29 protein-coding genes and 2 other annotated features are annotated in these 24,475 nt (G+C 47.2%); of the genes, 1 reads left to right on the forward strand and 28 read right to left on the reverse strand.

Annotation, left to right across the window (positions count from 1 at the left end; all coding sequences use genetic code 11):
• Window positions 1-255 precede the first annotated feature (255 nt).
• The 18 genes from HPY31_RS27880 to HPY31_RS27960 form a co-directional block, all read right to left on the reverse strand.
• Entirely contained in the window at window positions 256-852 is a 597-nt protein-coding gene (locus tag HPY31_RS27880) for a class I SAM-dependent methyltransferase (protein WP_172143226.1), read from the reverse strand.
• 102 nt (window positions 853-954) lie between these two features.
• Window positions 955-1,317, reverse strand: a complete 363-nt coding sequence (gene rplL / locus HPY31_RS27885; protein ID WP_007716218.1) for a 50S ribosomal protein L7/L12 — start codon at window positions 1,315-1,317, stop codon at window positions 955-957.
• A 55-nt stretch (window positions 1,318-1,372) separates the two neighbouring features.
• Window positions 1,373-1,888, reverse strand: a complete 516-nt coding sequence (gene rplJ, locus HPY31_RS27890) for a 50S ribosomal protein L10 (RefSeq protein WP_016742852.1) — start codon at window positions 1,886-1,888, stop codon at window positions 1,373-1,375.
• 24 nt (window positions 1,889-1,912) lie between these two features.
• Window positions 1,913-2,076: a sequence feature (ribosomal protein L10 leader region), on the reverse strand.
• Between the two features lie 42 nt (window positions 2,077-2,118).
• Complete coding sequence (gene rplA, locus HPY31_RS27895) at window positions 2,119-2,802, reverse strand: 50S ribosomal protein L1 (protein ID WP_016742853.1); 684 nt, start codon at window positions 2,800-2,802, stop codon at window positions 2,119-2,121.
• An 89-nt stretch (window positions 2,803-2,891) separates the two neighbouring features.
• Entirely contained in the window at window positions 2,892-3,317 is a 426-nt protein-coding gene (rplK, locus tag HPY31_RS27900; protein WP_005828886.1) for a 50S ribosomal protein L11, read from the reverse strand.
• 187 nt (window positions 3,318-3,504) lie between these two features.
• Window positions 3,505-4,041: a transcription termination/antitermination protein NusG gene (gene nusG / locus HPY31_RS27905; RefSeq protein ID WP_012683971.1), complete on the reverse strand. Its 537-nt coding sequence runs from the start codon at window positions 4,039-4,041 to the stop codon at window positions 3,505-3,507.
• A 45-nt stretch (window positions 4,042-4,086) separates the two neighbouring features.
• Entirely contained in the window at window positions 4,087-4,335 is a 249-nt protein-coding gene (gene secE, locus HPY31_RS27910) for a preprotein translocase subunit SecE (RefSeq protein ID WP_012683970.1), read from the reverse strand.
• Window positions 4,335-4,484: a 50S ribosomal protein L33 gene (gene rpmG / locus HPY31_RS27915; RefSeq protein ID WP_003392018.1), complete on the reverse strand. Its 150-nt coding sequence runs from the start codon at window positions 4,482-4,484 to the stop codon at window positions 4,335-4,337. The genes secE and rpmG overlap by 1 nt, the downstream gene beginning before the upstream one ends.
• Window positions 4,485-4,721: 237 nt before the next feature.
• Window positions 4,722-5,372, reverse strand: a complete 651-nt coding sequence (gene sigH / locus HPY31_RS27920) for an RNA polymerase sporulation sigma factor SigH (RefSeq protein ID WP_005828894.1) — start codon at window positions 5,370-5,372, stop codon at window positions 4,722-4,724.
• 83 nt (window positions 5,373-5,455) lie between these two features.
• Window positions 5,456-5,980, reverse strand: coding sequence for an NYN domain-containing protein (locus HPY31_RS27925; RefSeq protein WP_172143227.1), 525 nt, complete (start codon window positions 5,978-5,980; stop codon window positions 5,456-5,458).
• Window position 5,981: 1 nt separating this feature from the next.
• Window positions 5,982-6,737, reverse strand: coding sequence for a 23S rRNA (guanosine(2251)-2'-O)-methyltransferase RlmB (gene rlmB / locus HPY31_RS27930; RefSeq protein ID WP_064202935.1), 756 nt, complete (start codon window positions 6,735-6,737; stop codon window positions 5,982-5,984).
• Between the two features lies 1 nt (window position 6,738).
• On the reverse strand, window positions 6,739-7,143 hold the full coding sequence (locus HPY31_RS27935) for a Mini-ribonuclease 3 (protein ID WP_007716204.1): 405 nt from the start codon (window positions 7,141-7,143) through the stop codon (window positions 6,739-6,741).
• 17 nt (window positions 7,144-7,160) lie between these two features.
• Complete coding sequence (cysS, locus tag HPY31_RS27940) at window positions 7,161-8,567, reverse strand: cysteine--tRNA ligase (protein WP_172143228.1); 1,407 nt, start codon at window positions 8,565-8,567, stop codon at window positions 7,161-7,163.
• The gene (gene cysE / locus HPY31_RS27945) at window positions 8,548-9,213 is read right to left on the reverse strand and encodes a serine O-acetyltransferase (RefSeq protein ID WP_012683965.1); all 666 of its coding nucleotides are present in this window, start codon (window positions 9,211-9,213) and stop codon (window positions 8,548-8,550) included. Before cysE ends, cysS begins: the two co-directional genes overlap by 20 nt.
• Window positions 9,214-9,303: 90 nt before the next feature.
• Window positions 9,304-9,563 (reverse strand) — a binding site (T-box leader).
• Between the two features lie 27 nt (window positions 9,564-9,590).
• On the reverse strand, window positions 9,591-11,057 hold the full coding sequence (gene gltX, locus HPY31_RS27950) for a glutamate--tRNA ligase (RefSeq protein ID WP_172143229.1): 1,467 nt from the start codon (window positions 11,055-11,057) through the stop codon (window positions 9,591-9,593).
• An 87-nt stretch (window positions 11,058-11,144) separates the two neighbouring features.
• Window positions 11,145-11,618: a 2-C-methyl-D-erythritol 2,4-cyclodiphosphate synthase gene (gene ispF / locus HPY31_RS28660; protein ID WP_048035642.1), complete on the reverse strand. Its 474-nt coding sequence runs from the start codon at window positions 11,616-11,618 to the stop codon at window positions 11,145-11,147.
• Window positions 11,619-11,621: 3 nt separating this feature from the next.
• On the reverse strand, window positions 11,622-12,308 hold the full coding sequence (ispD, locus tag HPY31_RS28665; RefSeq protein WP_371811819.1) for a 2-C-methyl-D-erythritol 4-phosphate cytidylyltransferase: 687 nt from the start codon (window positions 12,306-12,308) through the stop codon (window positions 11,622-11,624).
• A 27-nt stretch (window positions 12,309-12,335) separates the two neighbouring features.
• Window positions 12,336-13,424 (reverse strand): PIN/TRAM domain-containing protein, encoded by a 1,089-nt coding sequence (locus HPY31_RS27960; RefSeq protein ID WP_012683961.1) that lies wholly within the window; start codon window positions 13,422-13,424, stop codon window positions 12,336-12,338.
• Window positions 13,425-13,710: 286 nt separating this feature from the next.
• Between HPY31_RS27960 and HPY31_RS27965 the strand changes: the two genes are divergently transcribed.
• Window positions 13,711-14,106 carry a nucleoside triphosphate pyrophosphohydrolase family protein gene (locus tag HPY31_RS27965; RefSeq protein ID WP_007716195.1) on the forward strand — a complete coding sequence of 132 codons (396 nt, stop codon included), beginning with the start codon at window positions 13,711-13,713 and terminating at the stop codon, window positions 14,104-14,106.
• Between the two features lie 95 nt (window positions 14,107-14,201).
• Here the strand turns inward: HPY31_RS27965 and pssA are convergent, their stop codons facing one another.
• The 10 genes from pssA to HPY31_RS28670 all read right to left on the reverse strand — a co-directional run.
• A complete protein-coding gene (pssA, locus tag HPY31_RS27970; RefSeq protein ID WP_016742861.1) occupies window positions 14,202-14,930 on the reverse strand; it encodes a CDP-diacylglycerol--serine O-phosphatidyltransferase in 729 nt (242 codons plus the stop codon).
• A 114-nt stretch (window positions 14,931-15,044) separates the two neighbouring features.
• A complete protein-coding gene (disA, locus tag HPY31_RS27975) occupies window positions 15,045-16,121 on the reverse strand; it encodes a DNA integrity scanning diadenylate cyclase DisA (protein ID WP_172143230.1) in 1,077 nt (358 codons plus the stop codon).
• Window positions 16,122-16,129: 8 nt separating this feature from the next.
• Window positions 16,130-17,497 (reverse strand): DNA repair protein RadA, encoded by a 1,368-nt coding sequence (gene radA, locus HPY31_RS27980; RefSeq protein ID WP_172143231.1) that lies wholly within the window; start codon window positions 17,495-17,497, stop codon window positions 16,130-16,132.
• Between the two features lie 106 nt (window positions 17,498-17,603).
• Window positions 17,604-20,054 (reverse strand): ATP-dependent Clp protease ATP-binding subunit, encoded by a 2,451-nt coding sequence (locus tag HPY31_RS27985; protein ID WP_016742864.1) that lies wholly within the window; start codon window positions 20,052-20,054, stop codon window positions 17,604-17,606.
• Window positions 20,055-20,120: 66 nt separating this feature from the next.
• Window positions 20,121-21,194, reverse strand: a complete 1,074-nt coding sequence (gene mcsB / locus HPY31_RS27990; protein ID WP_172143232.1) for a protein-arginine kinase McsB — start codon at window positions 21,192-21,194, stop codon at window positions 20,121-20,123.
• Window positions 21,195-21,213: 19 nt separating this feature from the next.
• Window positions 21,214-21,732: a protein-arginine kinase activator protein McsA gene (gene mcsA, locus HPY31_RS27995; RefSeq protein WP_012683955.1), complete on the reverse strand. Its 519-nt coding sequence runs from the start codon at window positions 21,730-21,732 to the stop codon at window positions 21,214-21,216.
• A 16-nt stretch (window positions 21,733-21,748) separates the two neighbouring features.
• Window positions 21,749-22,213: a CtsR family transcriptional regulator gene (locus HPY31_RS28000; RefSeq protein ID WP_064202944.1), complete on the reverse strand. Its 465-nt coding sequence runs from the start codon at window positions 22,211-22,213 to the stop codon at window positions 21,749-21,751.
• Between the two features lie 188 nt (window positions 22,214-22,401).
• The gene (locus tag HPY31_RS28005; protein ID WP_172143233.1) at window positions 22,402-23,088 is read right to left on the reverse strand and encodes an HAD hydrolase-like protein; all 687 of its coding nucleotides are present in this window, start codon (window positions 23,086-23,088) and stop codon (window positions 22,402-22,404) included.
• Between the two features lie 29 nt (window positions 23,089-23,117).
• The gene (locus tag HPY31_RS28010; RefSeq protein ID WP_172143234.1) at window positions 23,118-24,239 is read right to left on the reverse strand and encodes an MGDG synthase family glycosyltransferase; all 1,122 of its coding nucleotides are present in this window, start codon (window positions 24,237-24,239) and stop codon (window positions 23,118-23,120) included.
• 54 nt (window positions 24,240-24,293) lie between these two features.
• Window positions 24,294-24,475: hypothetical protein (locus HPY31_RS28670; RefSeq protein WP_216675847.1), on the reverse strand; the 182-nt coding region annotated here is incomplete at its 5' end.

Here is a 24,475-nt window from a genome sequence, read left to right on the forward strand (position 1 = left end):
TTCTTTCAGTCGCATTCGAATGCCTAAAAATAAAAATGGGTTAAAGCAGCTTCAACCATTTTTAACCCAGAGAAACTCTATTTTAAAAGAATTCCCATGTTTTCACTCAAACATTCCTATCTCAGGAAAAAAGTAGAAACGCTTGATGGACAGGGAATTGCTGAAAAATAGACATTTATCCCATATTGACATTTTATAATACTATCACATTCAATTATTCGCGTCAAGAAAACTTTTCTAATGATTTCTTCTTGCTTATTTGATAGCCCTGAATATGTGATAGCCTTTTTCCCGATCTACCTCTATTACTTCGCGGTACACTTCCTGGAGCTTCTTTAATGCAGATGGGGCGCCTTGCTTCTTCTGAATGACAACCCACATTTCTCCGCCTTCTACCAACAGGTCGTATCCCTCAACAAAAATGCGATGAACGATTTCCTTACCCGCACGAATCGGCGGATTGGTCAGAATGACATCAAACTGCTCGCCTTGCACGCCACTGTAGACATCACTCACTCGAACCTCAACATTTTTTATTCCATTTGCTTCTGCATTACGACGAGCCAGGTTAACCGCACGCTCGTTCACGTCGATCATCGTCACCCGACCATGATCAGCAAGCTTGGCAGCCGTCAATCCCATCGGACCATACCCGCATCCCACATCAAGCACACGTGCATGACTGTCGATCACCATGTTCTCGATGAGCAATACGCTTCCAAAGTCAATCCGGTCTCGGGAAAAAACGCCAGCATCCGTTATGAAACGAAATTCATTACCACGGAGTTTGAACGTAAATTGCTGTTCATCATGTGCAGCGCCCGGTTGATTTGTATAGTAATGGTCTGCCACGTGTGATCCACCCTTCCTCATCGTTTAAGAAAACCTCTAACATCAAAAGCTTACAGAAAATCCCCCTGCCGCAGGCAAGGGGATATCCTAAAGGAAGCTAACTTACTTTACTTCTACTTGAGCGCCAGCTTCTTCGAGTTTTGCTTTGAGGGCTTCTGCTTCGTCTTTGGAAACGCCCTCTTTGAGTGTTTTTGGAGCGTTGTCTACCAGGTCTTTTGCTTCTTTCAGACCCAAGCCAGTCAGCTCGCGAACAACTTTGATTACGTTGATTTTGGAAGCGCCACCGCTTACCAGGTTTACAGTGAACTCAGTTTGCTCAGCAGCAGCTTCTGCTCCGCCACCAGCAACTACAGCTACAGGAGCAGCAGCAGTTACGCCGAATTCTTCTTCAATTGCTTTTACCAGATCGTTCAGTTCGAGAACGGACATGCCTTTAATGGCTTCCAAGATTTGGTCTTTAGACATTTGTAAATCCTCCATTCAAGGAATAGTATTTGTAAAACATTAACCGATCAGACGATTACGCGCCTTGACCTTCTTTTTGTTCTGCCACTGCTTTGACTGCCAGTGCAACGTTGCGCATTGGAGCTTGCAGGACGGAAAGAAGCATGGACAAGAGACCTTCGCGGTTCGGCAGGGAAGCCAGAGCTTTAATTTGCTCAGCATCAACTACTTTACCCTCGATAACGCCACCCTTGATTTCCAGCTTGTCGTTTTTCTTAGCGAATTCAGCGATAACTTTCGCTGGAGCGATGATATCGTCTTTGGAGAACGCCAGAGCGTTTGGTCCAGTCAGATATTGATCCAGTTCAGTCAGGCTTTCCTTCTCAGTAGCCAAACGAGTCAGGGAGTTTTTCAACACCTGGAACTCAACACCAGCTTCACGCAATTGCTTACGGAGCTCAGTTACTTGTGCTACTGTCAGACCGCGGTAGTCAGCTACCACTGTAGTTTGGCTTTCGCGAAGCTTAGTTGCGATTTCGTTGATCGCTTGTACCTTTTCTTCACGAATAACGGTTGGACGAATTTCTGCCATTGATTACACCTCCCGTGCTCTAATCCTAGAAAATGAAGAATGCCCTCGCAGACTCACGAGGGCATAATGCTATATCGTCAAAGGAAAACAGCGTTTCCTCATTCGTACATTACACGCCTCGGAGGGGTATTAAGCGTTACTCTCACAAGCACCGCACCTTCTGTCTACGGCATATTCTTTTCATCAACAGGGACTATCTTAACAACTTCCACAAAGGAAGTCAAGTGTCATTATTTTACAGCTACGCGTACGCCAGGGCCCATAGTAGAGCTCAGGGTTACGTTTCTCATGTAAACACCTTTAGCAGCAGCTGGTTTCGCACGGTTCAGTGCTTCAGTCAGAGCAGCCAGGTTTTCTACCAGTTTGTCAGCATCGAAGGATGCTTTTCCGATAGGAGCGTGGATGTTACCCGCTTTGTCTACACGATACTCAATTTTACCTGCTTTGATTTCGTTAACCGCTTTGGTTACATCGAAAGTAACTGTACCGGTCTTAGGGTTTGGCATCAGGCCTTTTGGACCGAGTACACGACCCAATTTACCTACTTCACCCATCATATCAGGAGTAGCTACTACAACGTCAAAGTCGAACCAGCCACCTTGAATTTTTGCGATCATGTCTGCATCGCCTACGAAGTCTGCGCCAGCTGCTTCAGCATCTTTTGCTTTTTCGCCTTTTGCGAATACGAGAACACGTTGTACTTTACCAGTACCATGTGGCAATACAACTGCGCCACGAATTTGTTGGTCAGCACGCTTAGGATCTACACCCAAACGGAAAGCTGCTTCAACAGTTTCGTCGAATTTAGCTGTAGCTGCTTTTTTAACCAGCTCAACGCCTTCAACTACTTCGTATACTTTGTTTTTATCAACGAGCTTTACAGCCTCTTGATATTTCTTACCTTTTTTCGCCATGATTAAATCTCCCTTCAATGTGGTCGTAGCGGTTGATCCTCCCACAGACAGGGGGGCACAACGTCTGTGCCCCCTTGCACTCAAGACAATTAGTCTTCGATTACGATACCCATAGAACGAGCTGTACCTTCTACCATGCGCATAGCCGCTTCCACGGATGCAGCATTCAGGTCAGGACGCTTCAGTTCTGCGATTTCACGAACTTTATCACGCTTCAGCGTAGCAACCTTTGTTTTGTTTGGTACGCCAGAACCGGACTCAATACCAGCAGCTTTCTTCAACAGAACTGCAGCTGGAGGAGTTTTTGTGATAAAAGTGAAAGAACGGTCTTCAAACACGGTGATTTCCACCGGGATGATCATACCTACTTCGCTTTCAGTGCGAGCATTGAATTCTTTACAGAATCCCATGATGTTTACACCAGCTTGACCGAGAGCCGGACCTACTGGAGGTGCAGGATTCGCTTTACCTGCTGGGATTTGTAATTTAATTACGCGGATAACCTTCTTAGCCACGTAACACACCTCCTTACTTCACATGTGGTTATTACGGGGGAATGCCCCCTCCCACCGTTTTTTGAAAGTCTGTATGTAACAGACTTTCGATCTATAGTGAGAGTGCAAGAAACCCCAAATTAGTTTTGTGGGATTGTTAAAACAAAATGAAATGTACCACATAGCGCGATACTTTTCAAGTTGAATCCTAATCCAATTGTTGAACTTGTGTAAAGTCTAGCTCTACCGGTGTTTCGCGACCGAAGATGTCCACCAACACGCGAACCTTCTGCCTGTCCGGGTAAATCTCGATAATCTCCCCGGTGCGATTGGAAAACGGACCATCTGTGACGCGCACCATATCGCGGAGAGCAAAATCGACTCTGATCTTGGGAATCTCGATTCCCATTTGCTTGAGAATCGTATCGGCCTCTTCAGGACGCAGCGCTGTCGGTTTAGAGCCAGCACCCGTGGATCCGACAAAGCCGGTAACCCCAGGGGTGTTGCGCACGACATACCAAGAGTCGTCCGTCATCACCATTTCAACAAGGACGTATCCAGGAAACACTTTTTTCGTGACGGTGCGCTTTTTACCATCCTTGGTTTCCACCTCTTCTTCAGTGGGAACAAGAACGCGAAAGATCTTGTCTTCCATGCCCATCGACTCGAGTCGCTTCTCCAGATTGGTTTTTACCTTGTTTTCGTAACCTGAGTACGTATGAAGTACATACCATGCTTTTTCCATATCCAACAGGACGATAACCGTCCGTCCCTCCTAAGACTTGCATAATTACGTTCCTAGAATCAAATCGATCAAGCGCGAGATACCCAAATCAACGACGAAGAAGAAAATTGCCAGGAGCACAACCGTGACAAGGACAACGAGCGTATAGGTCGTCAATTCTTTACGGTTGGGCCAACGGACTTTCTTTAGCTCGGACATTACGTCACTAAAAAAACCACCGGTACGGCGAAAACTGGCTCCAATTCGTGATAAAAAACCCACTTTGCCACCCCCTGACTTCGTCGCATCAACCATTACTTCGTCTCGCGATGAAGGGTTTGCTTCTTGTCACGGGAGCAATACTTTTTCAGTTCAACACGTTCAGTAGTGGTGCGCTTGTTCTTTGTGGAGATATAGTTACGCTCGCCACACTCGGTGCACGCCAACGTGATGTTTACTCGCATTTATTGCCACCTCCATCTCATTTCAAACCTGCTATTAGTTAAAAGTACCCCGATGATAAATAGTACGGGAAAACCGCTACTTTTTCCAGACCATTTCATTCACCTAAGTAACCATAGAACAGAGAGATAAGAGTCTATGGCTACCTAAATAAATTTATCATACCGAAATACCCATGTCAAACAAAATGACTTGACAAGAGATAGTCCTTTTGCTTCCAAAATAAAAAGAGAGATTCTCTACAGATGAATCTCTCTTCCTTCCAAATAGCGCTCTAGCTTGCGCTTTACCCGCTGCAATGCATTATCAATAGACTTGACGTGACGCTTCAGCTCGACGGCAATCTGCTGATAGGATCGCCCATCCAAATAGAGCATGAGAACCTGACGCTCCAAGTCACTCAAAATTTCACTCATTTTGCCCTCGATATCATCGAACTCTTCCCGATTGATAAACAATTCCTCTGGATCGGTCACTTTTGTTCCCGAGATCACATCGAGGAGCGTGCGGTCAGAATCTTCATCGTAGATAGGCTTGTCCAGTGAAACGTAAGAATTGAGCGGGATGTGCTTTTGGCGTGTCGCTGTCTTGATCGCGGTAATGATCTGACGGGTAATACACAGCTCGGCAAATGCCTTGAACGACGTGAGCTTGTCTCCTCGGAAGTCGCGAATAGACTTGTACAGTCCGATCATCCCTTCCTGCACGATGTCTTCGCGGTCAGCCCCAATAAGAAAATAGGATCTCGCTTTGGCACGAACGAAGTTCTTGTATTTGTTGATCAAATACTCCAAAGCTTCGGCGTCATTATCGCGAACCAGGTCGACTACTTCTTCGTCGGTCATTAGTTCATATTGGGCATGTTTTAACTCCTTGAGGTCAACACTCACAAATGATCCCTCCGCCAACCGGTTTCTCCAATAGATAGCGCTATTATACATGATGCCGTAAAAAAGCGTCAACCGAATCCAAGTTATTCCCTTCTCCATTTTTCGAATATTTTCGCTATTTCATCATTCAGCGTAATCCGACTGGAGAAACGTTCTTCTTGCGTTTTTTCGACTTGTTTCTTGATTTCCTTGCCCGCATTTTCCATATCAAGCAACAACTCCCGCGCCGATTTGCGCAAAGCCCCCTGCCCAAATATGACACGTTGCGAGGTATAGTCAGAAGTTGCTACATAAATTTGTCGATTTTTATTGTGAAATTGGGAGACTAATTGCTCAATTTTCTCGTCTGCCGTCTCCTTTTTTTTCGTGAAATAAACTTCAACCTGGAAGTCTTCCATTTGACGGCCAATACCAGGTACGTTGTACGCATCAAAGACAATGATGACCTTCACACCAGTGTAGCTCTGGTACTCAGCCATTTTTGCGATTAATTGATCACGCGCCTCGTCCATCCGCTCTTGATCCTTCAGCAGGCGCAGATCGGGCCAGGCGCCGATGATATTGTATCCATCTACGATCAACAGCTGCTTGGCTTTTCGTTTCGCCATGTCATTTCACCCGCGTCGAAATTGGACTCCTGGAGCGATAGACTTCATACATCAACAAGGCAGCTGCTACAGAAGCATTGAGAGATGTAACATTGCCCGCCATCGGAAGGCTGTATAAAAAATCACAGTTTTCCCGGACGAGACGACTCATGCCTTTTCCTTCGCTGCCAATGACAATTGCAAGCGGCATCGTATAATCACCCTGGCGGAAATCTTGCTTGGCACTCGCGTCTGTTCCCGCGATCCAAACACCGCGTTCCTTGAGCTCTTCCATGGTACGAACCAAGTTCGTCACTCGCGCTACCGGTACGTAGTTGATCGCACCTGCCGAAGCCTTTGCCACTGTTGCTGTAAGACTGACGGAACGTCGTTTTGGAATGATGACACCATGAGCCCCGACTGCATCGGCTGTCCGCATGATGGAACCGAGGTTATGCGGATCTTCCAGCTCGTCCAGCAGCAAAATGAACGGCGCCTCGTTTTTCTCCTCTGCCCGCTTCAAAATATCGTCTACTTCTACGTAATCGTAAGCAGCAACAGAAGCCACTACACCCTGGTGGTTGTCCGTCGACACGAGCTGATCCAGCTTTTTGCGGTTCGCTGTCGTCACAATGACACCCTGTTCTTTTGCCAAGGCAAAGACAGGTCCCATCAGATTTTTATTTGTTCCCTCTGCAACCCAAATTTTATTGATCGTACGGCCTGATCGCAAAGCCTCGATGACGGGGTTTTTCCCCAGAATCCATTCTTCACTCATTTCATGATTCTCCTTCCACTATGGCAAACGCCTGCTGCACAATTTCAGCGATCCGCTCTTCTTTTCCACTCAAGTACAGGTACCCGATCAATGCTTCAAAAGCCGTCGCATGACGGTAGTCGATAATATCGGCGTTTTTGGCACTGGAGCCGGATTTGGCATTCCGCCCCCGCTTCACTACATTCAATTCTTCCTCCGGCAATGTGGGCATTAACGTCAACAACACATTGGCCTGTGCTTTCGCTGAAACATAGCGGTTTGCCGCCTTGTGGAGCTGGTTTGGTTTAACCAGCCCCTTGGCGATCAAATGATACCTGACACAATGCGAATAGGTAGCATCCCCGAGGAAGGCAAGCACGAGTGGATTTGTCAGATTAGGATCTCGGGTCAGTTCTTCTTTTTGCATCTATTTTCTTCGGCCCCTTATTTTCGACGCCAGCGAACACCTTGTGGCGTGTCCTCTAGCACGATTCCTTTTGCAGCGAGCAGATCGCGGATTTCGTCAGAACGCGCAAAGTTTCTTGCTTTGCGAGCTTCTGTGCGCTCTTCGATCAACGCATCAATCTCACTATCCAACAGCTCCTGCTCTTCTGCAATACCAAGACCAAGAACCTCCGTCAACTCCACCAACAAATCCATGTACGCGCGAACTTCGGTTTCGCCTACATTTTGATGACGCAAATAAAGGTTGGCTTCCTTCACCACATCAAAAATAACGGTAATAGCATTCGCTGTATTGATATCATCATCCATCTCAGTAATGAAGCGCTCGCGAAGCTCTCCAATGATTCGTGCCTGCTCCTGCGCCTGATCATTGGGCTCTTCTGCTCGCGCGGTATCCAGACGATGGGAAAGATTCGTATACGCCGTCGTGATTCTATCCAAACCATTGGCCGCTTGTTCGATCAACTCTTCGCTAAAATTGATCGGATTACGATAGTGTCCCTGAAGCATAAAGAAGCGAATTAATTGACCGCCGAATTTCTCCGAAAGATCGCGTGCAAGCAAGAAATTCCCGAGGGATTTGGACATTTTTTCGTTATCGATATTGAGCATGCCGTTGTGTAGCCAGTAGCGAGCAAAAACTTTACCCGTAAAGCACTCCGACTGGGCAATTTCGTTCTCGTGGTGAGGGAACACAAGGTCTGTTCCGCCCGCATGAATATCGATTTCCTCCCCTAAAAACTTCAGGGCCATTGCCGAGCACTCAATATGCCATCCCGGTCTTCCTTCGCCCCATGGACTATCCCAAGTAACTTCTCCAGTCTTGGCCGCTTTCCAAAGCACAAAGTCCAGGGGATGTTCCTTTTTCTCGTTGATTTCTACACGAGCACCTGCCTGCAAATCATCCAACGGTTGATGCGAAAGCTTTCCGTATTCCTGAAAACGCCCCGTGCGGAAATAGACGTCACCTTCACTCTCGTAGGCAAAGCCTTTTTCAATCAGCCCTTGTACGAATTCAATGATCTCCGGAATGGTCTGCATCACTCGCGGTTGAATATCCGGTGGCGATACGTTCAATGAGTTCAGATCAGCATTGTACGCATCTGTGTATCGATCCGCCACTTCTTTCACAGTGACACCTTCCTGATTCGCCACACGAATCAGTTTGTCATCTACGTCCGTAATGTTTTGCACGAATGTCACTTCGTAGCCACGGTATTTCAAGTAACGGCGCAGTGTATCAAATACAATGGCCGGGCGCGCATTTCCAATGTGAATGTAATTGTACACGGTCGGACCGCACACGTACATTTTTACCTTTCCTGGCTCCAATGTGTGAAACGGTTCCTTTCGCCGCGTCATCGTGTTAGTCAGCTGAATGCCCATCGTTCTTTTTATCCTCCCTCAAAAGCTCCAATTCTTTGCGTAATTGATCAATTTCCTTTTGCATCATGCGAATCGTATCCGCTACCGGGTCTGGCATGTTTACATGGTCCAGATCGTTTTTGACCCGCTTGCCATCCTGGATCACGATACGCCCCTTGATTCCTACTACGGTCGAGTTCGGCGGTACCTCCTGCAAAACAACGGCACCAGCCCCTATCTTTGAATTATCGCCAATTTTGAAGGAGCCCAACACCTTTGCTCCCGTTGCAATAATGACATCATTGCCGATCGTAGGGTGACGCTTTCCTTTTTCCTTACCTGTTCCCCCGAGTGTAACCCCTTGATAAATCGTTACATTGTCTCCGATTTCGCACGTCTCTCCGATCACAACACCCATGCCATGGTCAATGAACAGGCCGCGGCCAATTGTCGCGCCCGGGTGAATCTCAATTCCCGTGAAAAAGCGGGATAGTTGAGAGACAATTCGGGCGAGTGTACACAGCTCAGCTTTCCAGAGCCTGTGGGCAATCCGGTGCCCCCATATCGCGTGCAATCCGGAATAGGTCATGACGACTTCCAGCGTACTGCGCGCAGCCGGGTCTCGTTCAAAAACAGCATGAATGTCATCTCTCATCTGTGCTAACATTTTTGGGTGGCACCTCCTGCCTGATTTACCTGCCGAGTGTTCAACTTCCTCTAAAATAAAAAAACGTCCCTATCCCCTCCATTACGAAGGGACAGAGACGGGTTTACCGTGGTTCCACTCTGCTTAGATCGTCTTGGCTGCAAAGACATAACAAACAACCTCGAACGATCTCGCTCATATCCCGATAACGGCGGGAAGCCGATGGCGCCTACTGATATCTTTTCAAAAAGATAGGTTCAGCTCATTGCTCACAGGGGCATTTCCATACAGGACACATCAGATGGCTCTCACCTATCCATCCTCTCTGTAGATGTGCAGACTGTTGTACTTCTCCTGATCGACGCATTCCTTATTTATAAAAGAAAGCCAGCCAATACTTACTGACCGTTTGCAATTACTTGTTGTGCACGTGCAATCACCTTGTCGCGTCCAAGCAGATACAAAGTCTCTGCCAAATCACGACCATGCGCCTGGCCAGTTGCTCCTACGCGAACCGGCATAAACAACGCTTTGCCTTTGTGACCTGTTTCCTTTTGCACGTCCTTGAGTACCGCTTTAATAACATCCACATTATATGCATCCTGGGCAGAAAGGTGTTTCACAAAGGAAGCAAGTACCTCCGGCAATTGCGGTTCTTTCAGCACCAGAGTTGCTTCTTCATCGTACACCACTTCGTCAAGGAAGAAAAGGGCTGCCAACGGAACGATTTGCGCACAGTAGGACATTTGCTCTTGGTACAGGCCTACAATACTACGAACCCATTCGCGCTTCTCAGCAGACAAAGTCTCTTCGATGAAGCCAGCTTTTTGCAGATGCGGGATACACATGTCTGTAATCATATCCAGCGGTTGACGCTTCAAATAGAAGTTGTTCATCCAGTTCATCTTCGTTGCATCAAATACAGCTGGCGACTTGTTCACGCGATCCATTGAGAACAGCTTGATCAGATCTTCGATTAAGAAAATCTCTTCTTCGCCACCTGGAGACCATCCCAAGAGAACAAGGAAGTTCACGATTGCTTCTGGCAAGAAGCCCAGGTCACGGTACTGTTCAATGAACTGAAGAATGCTCTCGTCGCGCTTGGACATCTTTTTGCCATCTTGGTTGAGGATCAGTGCCAAGTGAGCAAAGTCAGGCGCTTCCCATCCAAACGCTTCGTAAATCATCAATTGACGTGGCGTGTTGGACAGATGCTCTTCTCCACGAATGACGTGGCTAATTTTCATCAAATAGTCGTCCACTACAACGGCGAAGTTGTATGTAGGAATCCCATCCGGACGGCAAATAACGAAATCGCCCATCTCGTTAGAGTTGAAGGTTACCTGGCCACGAATCAGGTCGTTCACGACATATTCGCGATCATCCTGAACGAGGAAGTGAATGGATGGCACTCGACCTTCTGCTTCGTACTGAGCACGCTGCTCGTCCGTTACATGGCGATGCTTTTCCAGAATGCGAGGTGTTTCTCCACGCGCGAGCTGTTCTTCACGTTCTGCATCCAGCTCTTCTTTTGTCGCGTAGCAGTAGTATGCTTTGCCTTCTGCTAGCAGTTGATCGATATATTTCCGATAAATGTCCAGGCGCTCTGTTTGACGGTACGGTCCATATGGTCCCCCAATGTCTGTACCTTCTTCCCATGTTACGCCGAGCCATTTCAGGTTTTTCATTTGCTCTTCGTCCGCATTTTCCTTATTGCGCGTTTGGTCCGTATCTTCAATCCGAACGATGAACGAACCACCGTGATGTTTCGCAAAAAGATAATTAAAGAGCGCTGTTCGCGCACCGCCGATGTGTAAATGCCCCGTAGGACTCGGCGCATAACGAGTGCGAATTTCTTTCGCCATTGGTAGCACCATCCTTATGAATGTAAAAGGCTATAACCTTGACCTAAGTAAAAACGTATCTAAGGCTTTATGTTACACCTTGCCCCTCTACTTGACAAGCAAGCATACCGCCTGCGCAGCGATTCCTTCCCCTCTGCCTGTAAAACCGAGTTTCTCGGAGGTCGTCGCCTTCACATTCACTTGCGAGAGATCGTCTGCCTCCAGCACGCGTGCAATGACTTCACACATTTGCGGAATGTACGGTGCCATTTTCGGCGCTTGAGCAATGATCGTTGCATCCACGTTACCTAATCGGTAGCCACGCTCCCGAACCAACTTCCATACATGCTCCAGCAGCTTTACGCTATCGGCATCCTTAAAAGCCGGGTCTGTATCTGGAAAATGACGGCCAATATCCCCCTCACCAATCGCTCCAAGAATCGCGTCACTAATCGCATGGAGGAGAACATCCGCGTCAGAATGCCCTAGCAAGCCTTTTTCATACGGGATGGTGACGCCTCCAATAATGCATGGACGCCCCTCTACTAATTGATGCACGTCAAAACCTTGTCCAATACGCATGAGCTACTCTCCCTTTCGTTTCCGCAATATCTCTTCACCAAACCACAGATCATCTGGCGTCGTAATCTTAATGTTCTCATAGCTTCCCTGCATTATCGATACCGGATGACCCAGCCACTCAACCAGCATCGCATCATCCGTACCTAGCTTCCCTGCTGCCCCTGCTGCCTGATGTGCCTCTCGCAATAAAGACATACGAAAAGCTTGTGGGGTTTGAACCGCCCACAAGCTTTCCCGTGCCGGGGTTGACTCTACAAGTCCATTTGCCCCCACCACTTTAATCGTATCTTTGACAGGTACTGCCATGATCGTTGCCTGATCTTGTTGTACCTGTTTGATCATGTCACTGATCTGTTTGCGAGTGACGAAAGGACGGGCAGCATCGTGAACCAGTACGTAATCGCAATTTGCGGATAGGGAAGCCAAGCCATTTCTCACACTGTCCTGTCGCTCTGCTCCACCCATAGTAACCACAACCATCAGCTTTTCAGCCGAGATCAAGGTCATTACTTCTGCGTGGTCTGCTTCACTCACCACTAGCACGACTTCATCAATGTCGGGATGAGTAGCAAATAGACGTACCGTATGAGCCAGGATCGGCTCGCCCGCAAGCGGTAACCACAACTTGTTCCGTTGCCCACCCATTCGTTTACCCGAACCGGCTGCAACGATCACGACACCCGTACTCACTGATTCATCCCTCTCCTGTTGTCTTTTCTATAACGCTCGTTCCAGCAACTTTGGTTTGGCGAAGATCATTCGTCCTGCTGAAGTTTGTAGCACACTCGTTACGAGAACATCGACGTCGTTTCCGATGTATTCTCGTCCGCCCTCTACAACAATCATCGTGCCATCGTCCAGATAAGCGACACCCTGACCGTGCTCTTTCCCATCCTTGATGACTTGGACGTTCATCTCTTCTCCAGGTAAAACTACAGGCTTGACTGCATTCGCTAAATCATTGATGTTCAATACCGCAACACCTTGCAGCTCACATACCTTGTTCAGGTTGAAGTCGTTTGTTACGACCTTTCCGTTAATGAGCTTTGCGAGCTTGATCAGCTTGCTGTCCACCTCGGATACTTCTTCAAAATCGCCTTCCCAAATCTGAACCTTTACCTTCATTTCTTTTTGAATCTTGTTCAAGATATCCAGACCCCGACGACCGCGGTTTCTCTTTAGCACATCGGAGGAATCGGCGATATGCTGCAGTTCCTCTAGCACAAACCCCGGAATGACCAGTACCCCTTCCAGAAAGCCGGTACGGCAAATATCTGCGATGCGTCCGTCAATGATGACACTGGTATCGAGGATTTTATTTTCCAAGTTAACGGTAGTGGTTGCGCTATCCTTTTTCTTATCCTTACGTCCAATTGAAAATACCGACATAATCTCGTCCCGCTTGCGAAACCCTACCTGGAAGCCCAAATAACCGAGCAACCCAGAAACAATTAACGGCAAAAGATCTCCTACAAATGGAATCGGAATTTTACTGATGGGCAGGAATAATAAGAATGCAACAATAAGACCACTAATCAACCCCATCGCTCCGAACATCACATCGACAACCGGCATTTTGACGAGTGTCTCTTCACCCCATCGAACGATGCGCAGAACATAATCCACAACCCAATTCGCTAAAAAGAAAAACAAGATGGCACCTAGTACAGCCCCAATATATTGCGATCCGGCTACTACACCAAAGTTTAACAGTGGGTCGAGCAACGAGAACAATTCGTCACCAAACCGATACCCCAATCCGGCACCAATCAAAACAAAAATGAATTTTCCTACTCGGCGTAACATGCCTTCACCTCCTTTTACTAATATAGACAGAAGCCTAAAAGTAAAAACCTATTTTTTTCCAAATCATTATAATGCTTCATCTTACTTTCCCTCACTATAGCAAAAAAGATTTTGCCATGTCAAATAGCCAAAAATTTTAACACAGTTGTCATTTTCTCGTCAACCCGGGAACACTCGTTTCCTTCGATGTTAAATTGACAGGGAGCTGACTCCCTTCTTATAATGTCAGTATCGTAATGAGAGAAAATTATGACGATACCAACAGCCTAAAGCAGAGGTGAACCAGATGGACAATCGAAACATAGACGACTTTCAAACGCAAGTATCCGAGCTTTTAATCAGACATCGTAGCGTACTGGACGTCATGTCCAAAGTTCAGGAAACGGCATCCCGCATTAACCGTTCACTGACAAAAGCCATCACCGAATGCGGCTGTGTCGAAGTGGTTGCCAAAAAACAGACATACGATTCAAACAAGAACCTGGAGGACAACAAGTCCCATTTGGACACCCACTTTAACGGACCGCTGTGCGAGCATTGTCGCGATGTAGTTACTGCTGAGCTTGGCAAAAACCTCTTTTACCTCACTGCCTTGTGCAATATTACAGACATTAAGCTAGAAGATGTCCTTCAGAAAGAATCCAACCGATTGAATACTTTGGGTGTCTTCAATCTGTCTTAAAAGTCCGCTACTCGTATTACGAATGAACCCTAAAAAAAGTTGCATACAAAAAAGAAAAACCCGCACATTGAAGTGTGGGTTTTTTTATGCCGAAACTATTCAAACGGAACGGATTCTTCCTCTTTGTTTTTACGCTTCCGTAATTTTTTGACGAGAAAGTCAACGTTTTTTTTTATTCCGTACAGTGCATAAAAAGCAAGTGGCAAGAAGACAATTTTTGGAAACTGCTGCGGGTACTTAATCGCTACAATAACCACAATCGCGATGATAATGGGTGTGATCCAGTAAGCAGACTTTGGAATCCCCACTTTTTTAAAGTTAGGATACTTGACCTTTGATACCATCAAAAAAGCAAGCAGCAACATACTTACGGCAAGCAATACCGGAGTGAATACTTGGTGGTAGAGTGCAAGCGTAGCCAGTACGCCCCCCGCTGCCGTAATCGGCAAACCGATGAAATACCCCGGAACCCCGGCCTGTACGTTAAAACGCGCCAAACGCAGCGCACCACAGATCGGAAAAATGGCTGTAATGAGAATCCCAAGCAAATCAAAGTGTTGCAAGACGACAACATACATAATGAACGCCGGCGCAATCCCAAAAGTAATAACGTCAGAAAGGGAATCCAATTCCTTCCCGAACTCACTTTGGGCGTTCAACATACGAGCTACACGTCCATCCAGCCCGTCTGCCAGCATACCAATGATCACTGTGATCGCTGCATATTCGACGTATTGATCGCCTCGAAACGCAAGAATAATTGCTAAAACTCCCAGAAACAAGTTGCTTACGGTTAGTATGTTCGGTAACGATTTCACGAACATAGACTACCTCCTGATTTCTTTTGCGTAAGGAGCAGGTTATCCTGTTGACCTTGTTTTTATCCAAGTCCCTTAGGCAAATGCTGAATACAAATAATGCCTTTATCCTATTCTACTTTAAATGTGCCTGTCAATGAACACTTGTTCTTGAATCCGTTTCAGTCCCTCTTTAATCGCTCTCGCTCGAACTTCGCCAATGCCTTCCACTTCGTCTAATTCCTGAATCGTTGCCATCATGATTCGTGGCAGATGATGAAAATGCTCTACCAGATTCGAGATGATTGTAACGGGCAGACGCCTGATCTTGTACAGGATCCGATAACCTCTAGGGGAAACGGATTCATCGAGCATACTGGCATTGGAGGAATACCCCAGCGTTCGCAAAAAAGAAGTGAGCTCCAGCATTTCCTCTGAGTTCAATTTTTTCATATCCCGCAGTACAAGATCAGGTGAATAGGATGGATCTCGGGAATAATCCCGAATAAGCATATGGGCCTCTTCCTCAATGTTTGAAACCAGTTCCTCCAACTGCATACTGACGAGCCTTCCTTCTACCCCTAGCTCACATATGTACTTGGAGACCTCTGTCTTAATACGTAACACCATCTCAATCCGTTGCAAAACCGAGGCAACTTCATGCAAAGTAACGAGCTCCTCAAATTCTAACGCACCGAGATTTGTCAAGGTTTGATCAAGGACGGCCTTGTATTTCTCAAGGGTAGATACAGCTTGATTCGCCTTGGCCAGAATGACGCTGATTTCGCTTAAGACATACCGGAAATTCCCCTGATACAGCGTGATCACATTGCGACGCTGAGAGATAGCAATGACCAGATGATTCGTTTGAATGGCCGTACGTTGTGCTGTACGATGCCGTGTGCCCGTCTCGCTCGTGGGGATTGAGGAGGGTGGGAAGATTTGCGTATTCGCGTACAGGATGCGTTTTGCGTCTTCACTTACTATAATCGCCCCATCCATCTTCGCTAATTCATACAAATGGGCAGGAGAAAAATCACAATTGATGGAAAAACCGCCGTCGACAATCGACTTCATCTCCGGACCGCACCCAATAACGATCAAACCCCCGGTTTTGGCCCGTAAAACATTTTCCAACCCTTCACGAAGCTGTGTACCGGGTGCCACGAGACGAAGCACATCACCGATTTGCGGAGTTCTTTTGATGTTCCCCTGCATGCCCACTCCTACCTCCTTATCACCTCGTTCAACGCATCGGCAATATTGCTCACACCAATTACTTGAATATCTGCTGGCGCATCCAGCCCGCGGATGTTTTTCTCCGGTATGATGACACGCTTAAAGCCTAATTTATGGGCTTCTCGTACTCGTTGCTCAATACGGGAGACACCCCGCACCTCACCAGTCAAGCCAATTTCTCCGATAACGACATCATGCGGATTGGTAGCGTGGTCACGGAAACTACTTGCAATGCTTACGGCAATCGCCAAATCAACCGCTGGCTCATCTAATCTGACCCCACCTGCTACGTTTACATAAGCATCCTGATTTTGCAGCATCATGCCCATGCGCTTTTCCAACACCGCCATGATCATCGCCACACGCTGATGATCGACCCCTGTTGCCGTTCTCCGTGGGGTTACAAAGCTGGTTGGGGCAACGAGAGCTTGTAGCTCAACCAAAACGGGACGTGTGCCCTCCATACTGGCTACGACTGTGGAACCCGCAACACCAAATGGACGCTCTGCCAAAAATATCTCGGATGGATTCGCCACTTCCTCTAGACCGCGATCCTTCATCTCGAAAATACCGATTTCGTTTGTCGAACCAAAACGGTTTTTGACGGCACGCAAAATTCGAAACGTATTGTGACGCTCCCCTTCAAAATAGAGAACAGCATCCACCATGTGCTCAAGCATACGCGGACCGGCGATGGAGCCTTCCTTGGTTACGTGACCAACGATGAAGGTACCAATCCCTTTCCCTTTTGCAATCCGCATCAATTGGGCTGTTGCCTCCCGCACTTGTGCGACACTCCCCGCAGCTGATTGGATCGTCGGGTGAAACACGGTCTGGATCGAGTCAATAATCAGAACATCCGGGTCTACTTGATTAATATGCTGTTCGATCAAATCCAAATCATTTTCTGCCAATACAAACATCGGCGGCGTTTGCAAATGGAGTCGATCCGCGCGAATTTTGATTTGTTTTGCCGACTCCTCTCCAGACACATAGAGAACCTTCGCCCCTTGATGAGCCAAGGCAAAAGAAGTTTGCAAAAGCAATGTCGATTTCCCGATTCCAGGGTCTCCCCCAACCAAAATGAGTGAACCCGGAACAAGTCCTCCACCAAGAACACGATTCAATTCTCCGATCGTGGTATCCATGCGTGGATCTTCTTCACTGGCTACCTGGGTCAATGGAATCGCAGATTGGCGCTGGCCGCCGCTCATCCCTTCGTGACGATGTGGATTTTTTACCGTCACTTCCTCTACCAGGGTGTTCCAACTGCTGCATCCCGGACATTTCCCCATCCATTTTGGCGATTCATAGCCACATTCTTGACACGCGTATTTCGTTTTATACTTTGACATAATCGCACCCTCACTTGGATTTCTTTCTCTACTTTTATCATAATTACGCACCCAAAAAAAGAATACCTCCCGAATCAGGAGGCATTCTATTACGTTTCAACCCAGCTTATGATTTCGTTTTTTCAAGGCGCTTGACTACCAGCTTGCCTTCTTCCGCTTCGATATTGACGGTATCGCCTTTACTGATCGTGCCCTTGAGCAATTCCTCGGACAAATTATCCTCGATGTGGCGCTGGATAGCTCGACGCAGAGGACGTGCACCATAGGCCGGATCAAAGCCTTCTTTTGCCAATACCTTTTTGGCTTCTTCGGTCAATTGGAAATCAATGTCCTGCTCTTTCAAACGTTTACGCAGCTCTTCTGTCATGAGAGATACGATTTGCTCGATGTGCTCTTGCTCCAAGGAGTGGAACACGATAACTTCGTCGATACGGTTCAAGAACTCAGGACGGAAGCTCTTCTTCAGCTCATCCATGACTTTGTCCTTCATATCCTGATACTTTCTTTCCGAATCGTTGGTCGTGAAGCCGAGCGTTGTATTTTTCTTGATCATGCTGGCTCCGACGTTGGAAGTCATGATGACAACCGTATTGCGGAAGTCGACGGTACGTCCCTTGGAGTCTGTCAGACGACCATCATCCAATACTTGCAAGAGGATATTGAATACGTCTGGGTGAGCCTTCTCGATTTCGTCCAGCAAAATGACGGAGTAAGGCTTGCGACGCACTTTTTCAGTCAGCTGACCGCCTTCGTCAAAGCCTACGTAGCCTGGAGGGGCACCTACCAGACGAGCGGTGGAATGCTTCTCCATGTACTCGGACATATCCACACGGATCATGGCATCCTCGTCACCGAAAAGCGTCTCTGCCACGGCACGAGCCAATTCGGTTTTACCCACACCAGTAGGCCCCAGGAAGATAAACGAGCCGATTGGACGTTTTGGGTCTTTCAAACCAGCACGGGCACGGCGGATCGCACGCGAAATGGATTTGACTGCTTCATCTTGACCAATGACGCGATCATGCAAAATCTCTTCCATCTTCAGCAAGCGCTCTGTTTCTTCTTCCTTCAGCTTTAACACAGGAATACCCGTCCAGCTCGCCACTACTTGCGCGATGTCTTCTGGTGTAACCTCCATATTCAGCTGGCCTTGGCGTTCTTTCCAGTCTTTTTTCGTTTTATCCAGTTCTTCACGCAGTTTTTGCTCCTGATCGCGAAGTGCTGCTGCTTCCTCGAACTCTTGTGATTGTACAGCAGCGTCTTTTTCCTTGCGCACCTCTTCCAGACGTCCCTCGAGCTCTTTGAGGTTTGGCGGAACTGTAAAGGATTGCAAGCGGACTTTGGATGCCGCCTCGTCGACCAAGTCGATGGCCTTGTCAGGCAGGAAGCGTTCCGTAATATAGCGGTCAGACAGCTTTACTGCCTGCTCGATTGCTTCATCGGTAATTTTGACACGGTGGTGGGCTTCATAACGATCACGAAGGCCATGCAGGATACGAATGGCATCCTCCGCTGTCGGTTCATCAACCTGAATCGGTTGGAAACGACGCTCCAGTGCCGCGTCTTTTTCGATGTACTTGCGATATTCATCCAACGTTGTGGCACCTACGCACTGTAGCTCGCCACGTGCCAGAGCAGGCTTCAAAATGTTGGAGGCATCAATTGCCCCTTCTGCTCCACCTGCACCAATCAGGGTGTGCAGCTCATCAATAAACAGGATGATGTTTCCTGCTTGGCGAATTTCGTCCATGATTTTTTTCAGACGATCTTCGAACTCACCGCGATATTTGGTTCCCGCAACAACGGTTCCCATATCCAGTGTCATGACTCGTTTATCACGAAGGGTCTCCGGAATTTCGTTGTTCACGATTTTCTGGGCAAGACCTTCTGCGATAGCTGTTTTCCCGACGCCAGGCTCCCCAATCAAAACAGGGTTGTTCTTGGTGCGTCTGCTAAGTACTTGGATCACACGCTCAATTTCTTTTTGGCGACCGATTACCGGGTCTAGACCGCCGTCACGAGCGATTGCAGTCAAATCCCTTGCCAAGCCGTCCAACGTCGGCGTATTCGCCGCTGGATTCCCTCCAGACGGTTGATGAGATGCCATCATTTCCGAGCTGCCGAGCAGCTGGAGCACCTGTTGACGTGCCTTGTTCAGGCTAACGCCCAAATTGTTCATGATTCTCGCAGCAATACCTTCTCCTTCACGGATCAAGCCAAGCAGAATATGTTCAGTCCCCACATAGGTATGACCCAGCTTGCGGGCTTCGTCCATCGACAGTTCAATGACCTTTTTGGCGCGAGGTGTATAGTTTGGTGTGTAATTACTACCGGACTGCTCTGTTCCTCGCCCGATTAACGACTCCACTTCACTCTGGATTTTATCGAGGCCAAGCCCAAGTGATTGCAGTGCCTTCGCCGCAATCCCTTCGCCTTCTCGAATGAGTCCCAGCAGCACATGCTCTGTCCCAATATCTTTGTGTCCGAGACGAACCGCCTCTTCCAGGGCAAGCGCCAGTACTTTTTGTGCGCGTTCTGTAAAACGTCCAAACATCATATCGTACACCTCCGTATAACCGTGTTTTTTCTCTATATGGTTAACAATTGCGTGATACCATTACGATTACTCTTGTGATTCTACTACGCGTAGACGTTCGCGGATCAGCCTTGCCCTTCTTTCGTCGCGTTGGTCCGGAGTGAGCTTTTGTCCAGCGTGGTGTTGTAAAAACCCTGGCTGTGTCGTGACTAACAGTTCATTCAGGACCAGCGGAGATACATTAGGAATGATGCCTAGATCGATCCCCAGACGTACATCTGACAGGCGCTGAGCCGCTTCCTTGGACTCTACCGTGCGGGCATACATCAAGATGCCATACGAGCGAAAAATCCGATCCTCCAAAGAAACCCGGGTATGCTCCAGCAAGTAAGTGCGTGCCACACGCTCTTGCTCAATAATCTGTCTGGCCACACCGTAGAGATTGGAAAGGATATCCGACTCAGACATCCCCAGTGTGACCTGATTGGATAACTGAAAAAGATTCCCTAGAGCTTCGCTGCCCTCTCCGTAAATTCCTCTAACGACAAGACCAACTTGATTAATCGCCTGTAAAATTCTGCTGATCTGCTGCGTCATCACCAGAGCGGGCAGGTGCAGCATCACGGATGCACGAATTCCCGTACCCACATTGGTTGGGCAGCTTGTAAGATACCCTCGAGTTTCGTCGAACGCGTAGTTCAAGCTTTTCTCAAAAATGTCGTCTATTTTCGTACCTATTTCCCATGCCTCGTTCAAACGAAACCCGGGTAATAGTACCTGTATTCGAATGTGGTCTTCTTCATTAACCATAATGCTGACAGACTCATCTTCCCGAAGCAATACGGCACCTTTACGGGATTCCTCTGCCAGATGAGGGCTAATCAGATGCTTTTCTACGAGCACCCGTTTTTCTAACGGGTTAATTTGATCCATATGGATGACCTGAAGCTGATGCCGTTTGCGCATTGCCTCCGAATCGCTTACTTCCGTTACCTTTCTCACCACTTCCTCGCCCTGCGAGTCCGTTGCCAATAACGGAAAGGGGTGCTGGCGCAGGTTACGGGCGATACGCAGCCGTGTACTAATGACAATGTCGGAATCAGGACCTTCTCCTTTCATCCAATTGCTCCACGGGTTTTGCATAAACTGCTTTTGGGACATAACCAGCTAACCTCCCTTGCTACGATTGGGCCATTTTTTGTTCCAATGCTCGAATTCGATCACGCATTTCTGCTGCCTTCTCGAACTCTTCACTGGCGACATGACTTTGCAGCGCTTGCTTTAGTTGCTCCAGCTCTTTACGGATCTTCAGTTTGCCACCGGTACGCTCTGGTACTTTTCCACTATGCTGTGTGTTTCCATGAATCCGGCGGAAAAGTGGGTCCAGTCGATCCCCCAAAAAGGTGTAGCAATCACTACAGCCAAATCTGCCGCTTTTACTAAATTGAGCATATGTGAGTCCACATGTTTCGCATTGAAGCGGCTTATTCGTTGCCGTTTCGCGTCCATTCTTTTGCATGGGATCAAATTTTAAAAGTCCTGATAGGAGATTGTTGATGCTGAAGTTGTGAAAGCCGGTAAAGACGTCCCCTTTTTCATGAGCACACTGCTCGCAAATATGGTATTCGGTTTTTTCGCCATTGACGATTTTCGTCAAATGAAGTGTCGCCGGTCGTTTTCCGCATTCCTCACAGTTCATAACATCATACCTCCTTTTACTTCAACAAGATTGCCGCGATCATCTGCTTTAAAATATTTGCCCGCAAACGATCCCGCAATTCAGCTTCTAGAGTCAAAACGTTTCGCGAGGTAGCGATTTTCATCAAGGTGGCTTCTCTAATGTTGACTAACCCTTCCTCCAATAGTCTTTCTACGATCGCATTTCCCACACTCTGACTGATGCTCTCACCAATCAGTTCTTCTGTTAGCAATTCCTGCAAGCGTGCCTTGCTGACAATCTGCACCTTGCGTATGCGAATATACCCGCCGCCCCCGCGCTTACTCTCTACGAGGTATCCTTTTTGAACGGTAAAGCGCGTATTGATGACGTAATTGATCTGAGACGGCACACATTGAAAATGGTCGGCAAGCTCACTACGCTGAATCTCGATCGATCCATTGGGACTGTTAGTAAGGATGCTTTTCAAGTGATGTTCAATGATGTCCGAGATGTTTCGCAAGTCATCGCCTCCTATTCCTCTGTGTATGTTCTTATGAGGTTACCTATTGACTTTGACTATCTTTGACGTTAATTATAATGGGTTTAGTGCGTGCCCGCAAGTGTCCCTTACACATTCTAGTGTGGGCAAAAGAGGGTCGCTTGAAACTTGGACATGATCAACAAAAAAACCACTCCCTGAGGAATGGTTTATGCTTGTTCTTGTGTATTGGTGTCGATTGTTGGCAAATGATTCAGTAGCTGAGAGAAGCTGGTGATGATAACATCTGCCCCATCAAGCTCGCCTGGTTTCGCAAAACCAAAGTCGCATCCAATGGTAAATAAACCGTTTGTCTTGCCTGCTTCCACGTCGGAGTGACGATCTCCTACCATAATGGCCTGCCCGATTTTGTAATCAGACAACAGTTTTGCAACCAGGTCATTTTTGGAATGCGTGCGGAAACGACCGGCCGAGTACAGGTCTGTCATCAGCGGCTTTAACTCGTATGCCTGACAAATAGCATCGATGTACTCTTCCTGCCCATTGCTTGCTACAAATAAAGCAAAACCTTTTTCATGCAGCTTTTCTAAGGTTGATTTTACATCCGGATATAGCTCGGTCACTCGTTCTTTGAGTAACTGGATTTCATTGTTTAGTAAGAAAGCATCTGCTGAGCGAATGGCTTCTTCACTCGCACCCGGCAGTAATTTGTCCCAGATCTGCTCGATCGTCATTCCCAGTACATTGATCAGTTCACGTTCGTCAGGGGTTTCCCCTTGCCATAGCCCTTTTTGACGAAGCTGGTCAAACGTTCGAATAAAAGCGGGGGTCGACAGCTTTTCTGTTTGCAGTAACGTGCCATCCATATCAAATAATATCGCGAATGGTACAGTCATGGGTTCCTCCATTTTGTCTGGCTAGGCAGCTATTCTACTTTTCTTGGCAACATATTCATATCATCCATGATAAACTCAGTAATTCGTTGTGCAGCATCTGGCTTTGAGATTTTTTGTCCCATTCTACGCATATATTCCACCTTGGACGGGCTATGCAATAGTTCATCGATAAAGTAAATCAACTGCTCGGATAGATTCGCGTGTACCGCACACCCATTATTGAGCAAAAAGTGGCTGTTCCTCTCTTCCTGTCCAGGCAGAGGGTTGTAAACAATCATGGGTACCCGTTTACTCATTACTTCAGCTGATGTAAGTCCGCCTGATTTGGTGACAATTAAATCAGCCGTTTCCAAGTATTCGTGGAAGTTATTGATGAATTTTAGCGGAACGACTTCATGCCGATACGTACGATTTGTCACCTTATTGTATAGCTTGTCGTTTGTCCCCGTTAACACAAAGGTTTTCAGGGGAATGTTAATCTCTTCTAGCCCATCTAATACCTTTTCCATCGAGCCGAGACCCAATCCGCCCCCCGAAAGAATAATACTCTTTTGTTCAGGAGCGAGGCCAAGCTTTTGCCGAATCAATTCGGGTTCCAATGGCAAACTGAATTTCTTCATGATAGGAATGCCCATCGGAATGAATTTTTGATGATCCTGTCGATAAACGTCTAGCAGGTAATACAGTTGTTCATGACCGATGAAGTAATAATTGATATGGTGATTAATCCATGAAGGATGGATGGTATAGTCAGTAATGATCGTATAGATTGGTTCCTTCCAATCATTTCTTCCTTTCAGTACGGAGAGCATACAGCTTGCAAACGGATGCGTTGCAATAAAGGCATCAGGCTGTACACTGTTGATCAGCTTTTTCAGTTTGTTTGCCAATAACTTATTCATCAGCACATTCATATCGAAGAAGCGGGTTTTTTCTGTATTATGATAAATTCTGCCCCACATCTTAGGTGACAGCCTCAACAGATTCATATAGCTTTCCAACAAAATCTTGTGAAAGGTGGGGCTAATATACTCTAACGTATCGATGATCATTGATGTGCAACCACTCTCAGCCAAGCTTTCTTGCATGGCCCGCGCTGCCTGGTTGTGTCCGTTACCGATGGAAGCGGAAAAGATTAGAATTTTTTTCATGAACGATTCTCCTTCATAACCTCGCCTACTCCAACGCCTGGATCAGGTACCTTCTCATGTTAGTCTACCCCAAGACCCGTCTGCAAGAGGGAACTTGTCGGTCATTCGGCCTAACTTATCGACAAAATAATCGCGAGTTTGACTTTTTGCTGTAAGATTCGTTAAAACAAAAAACCTCCTTACCCATTCTGGGGTAAAGAGGTTGGTTTCATTCCCTGAAAACTGAATACGCATGA

Source organism: Brevibacillus sp. HB1.3 (genome assembly GCF_013186635.1).
In the GTDB taxonomy this organism is placed as follows: Bacteria; Bacillota; Bacilli; order Brevibacillales; family Brevibacillaceae; genus Brevibacillus; species Brevibacillus brevis_D.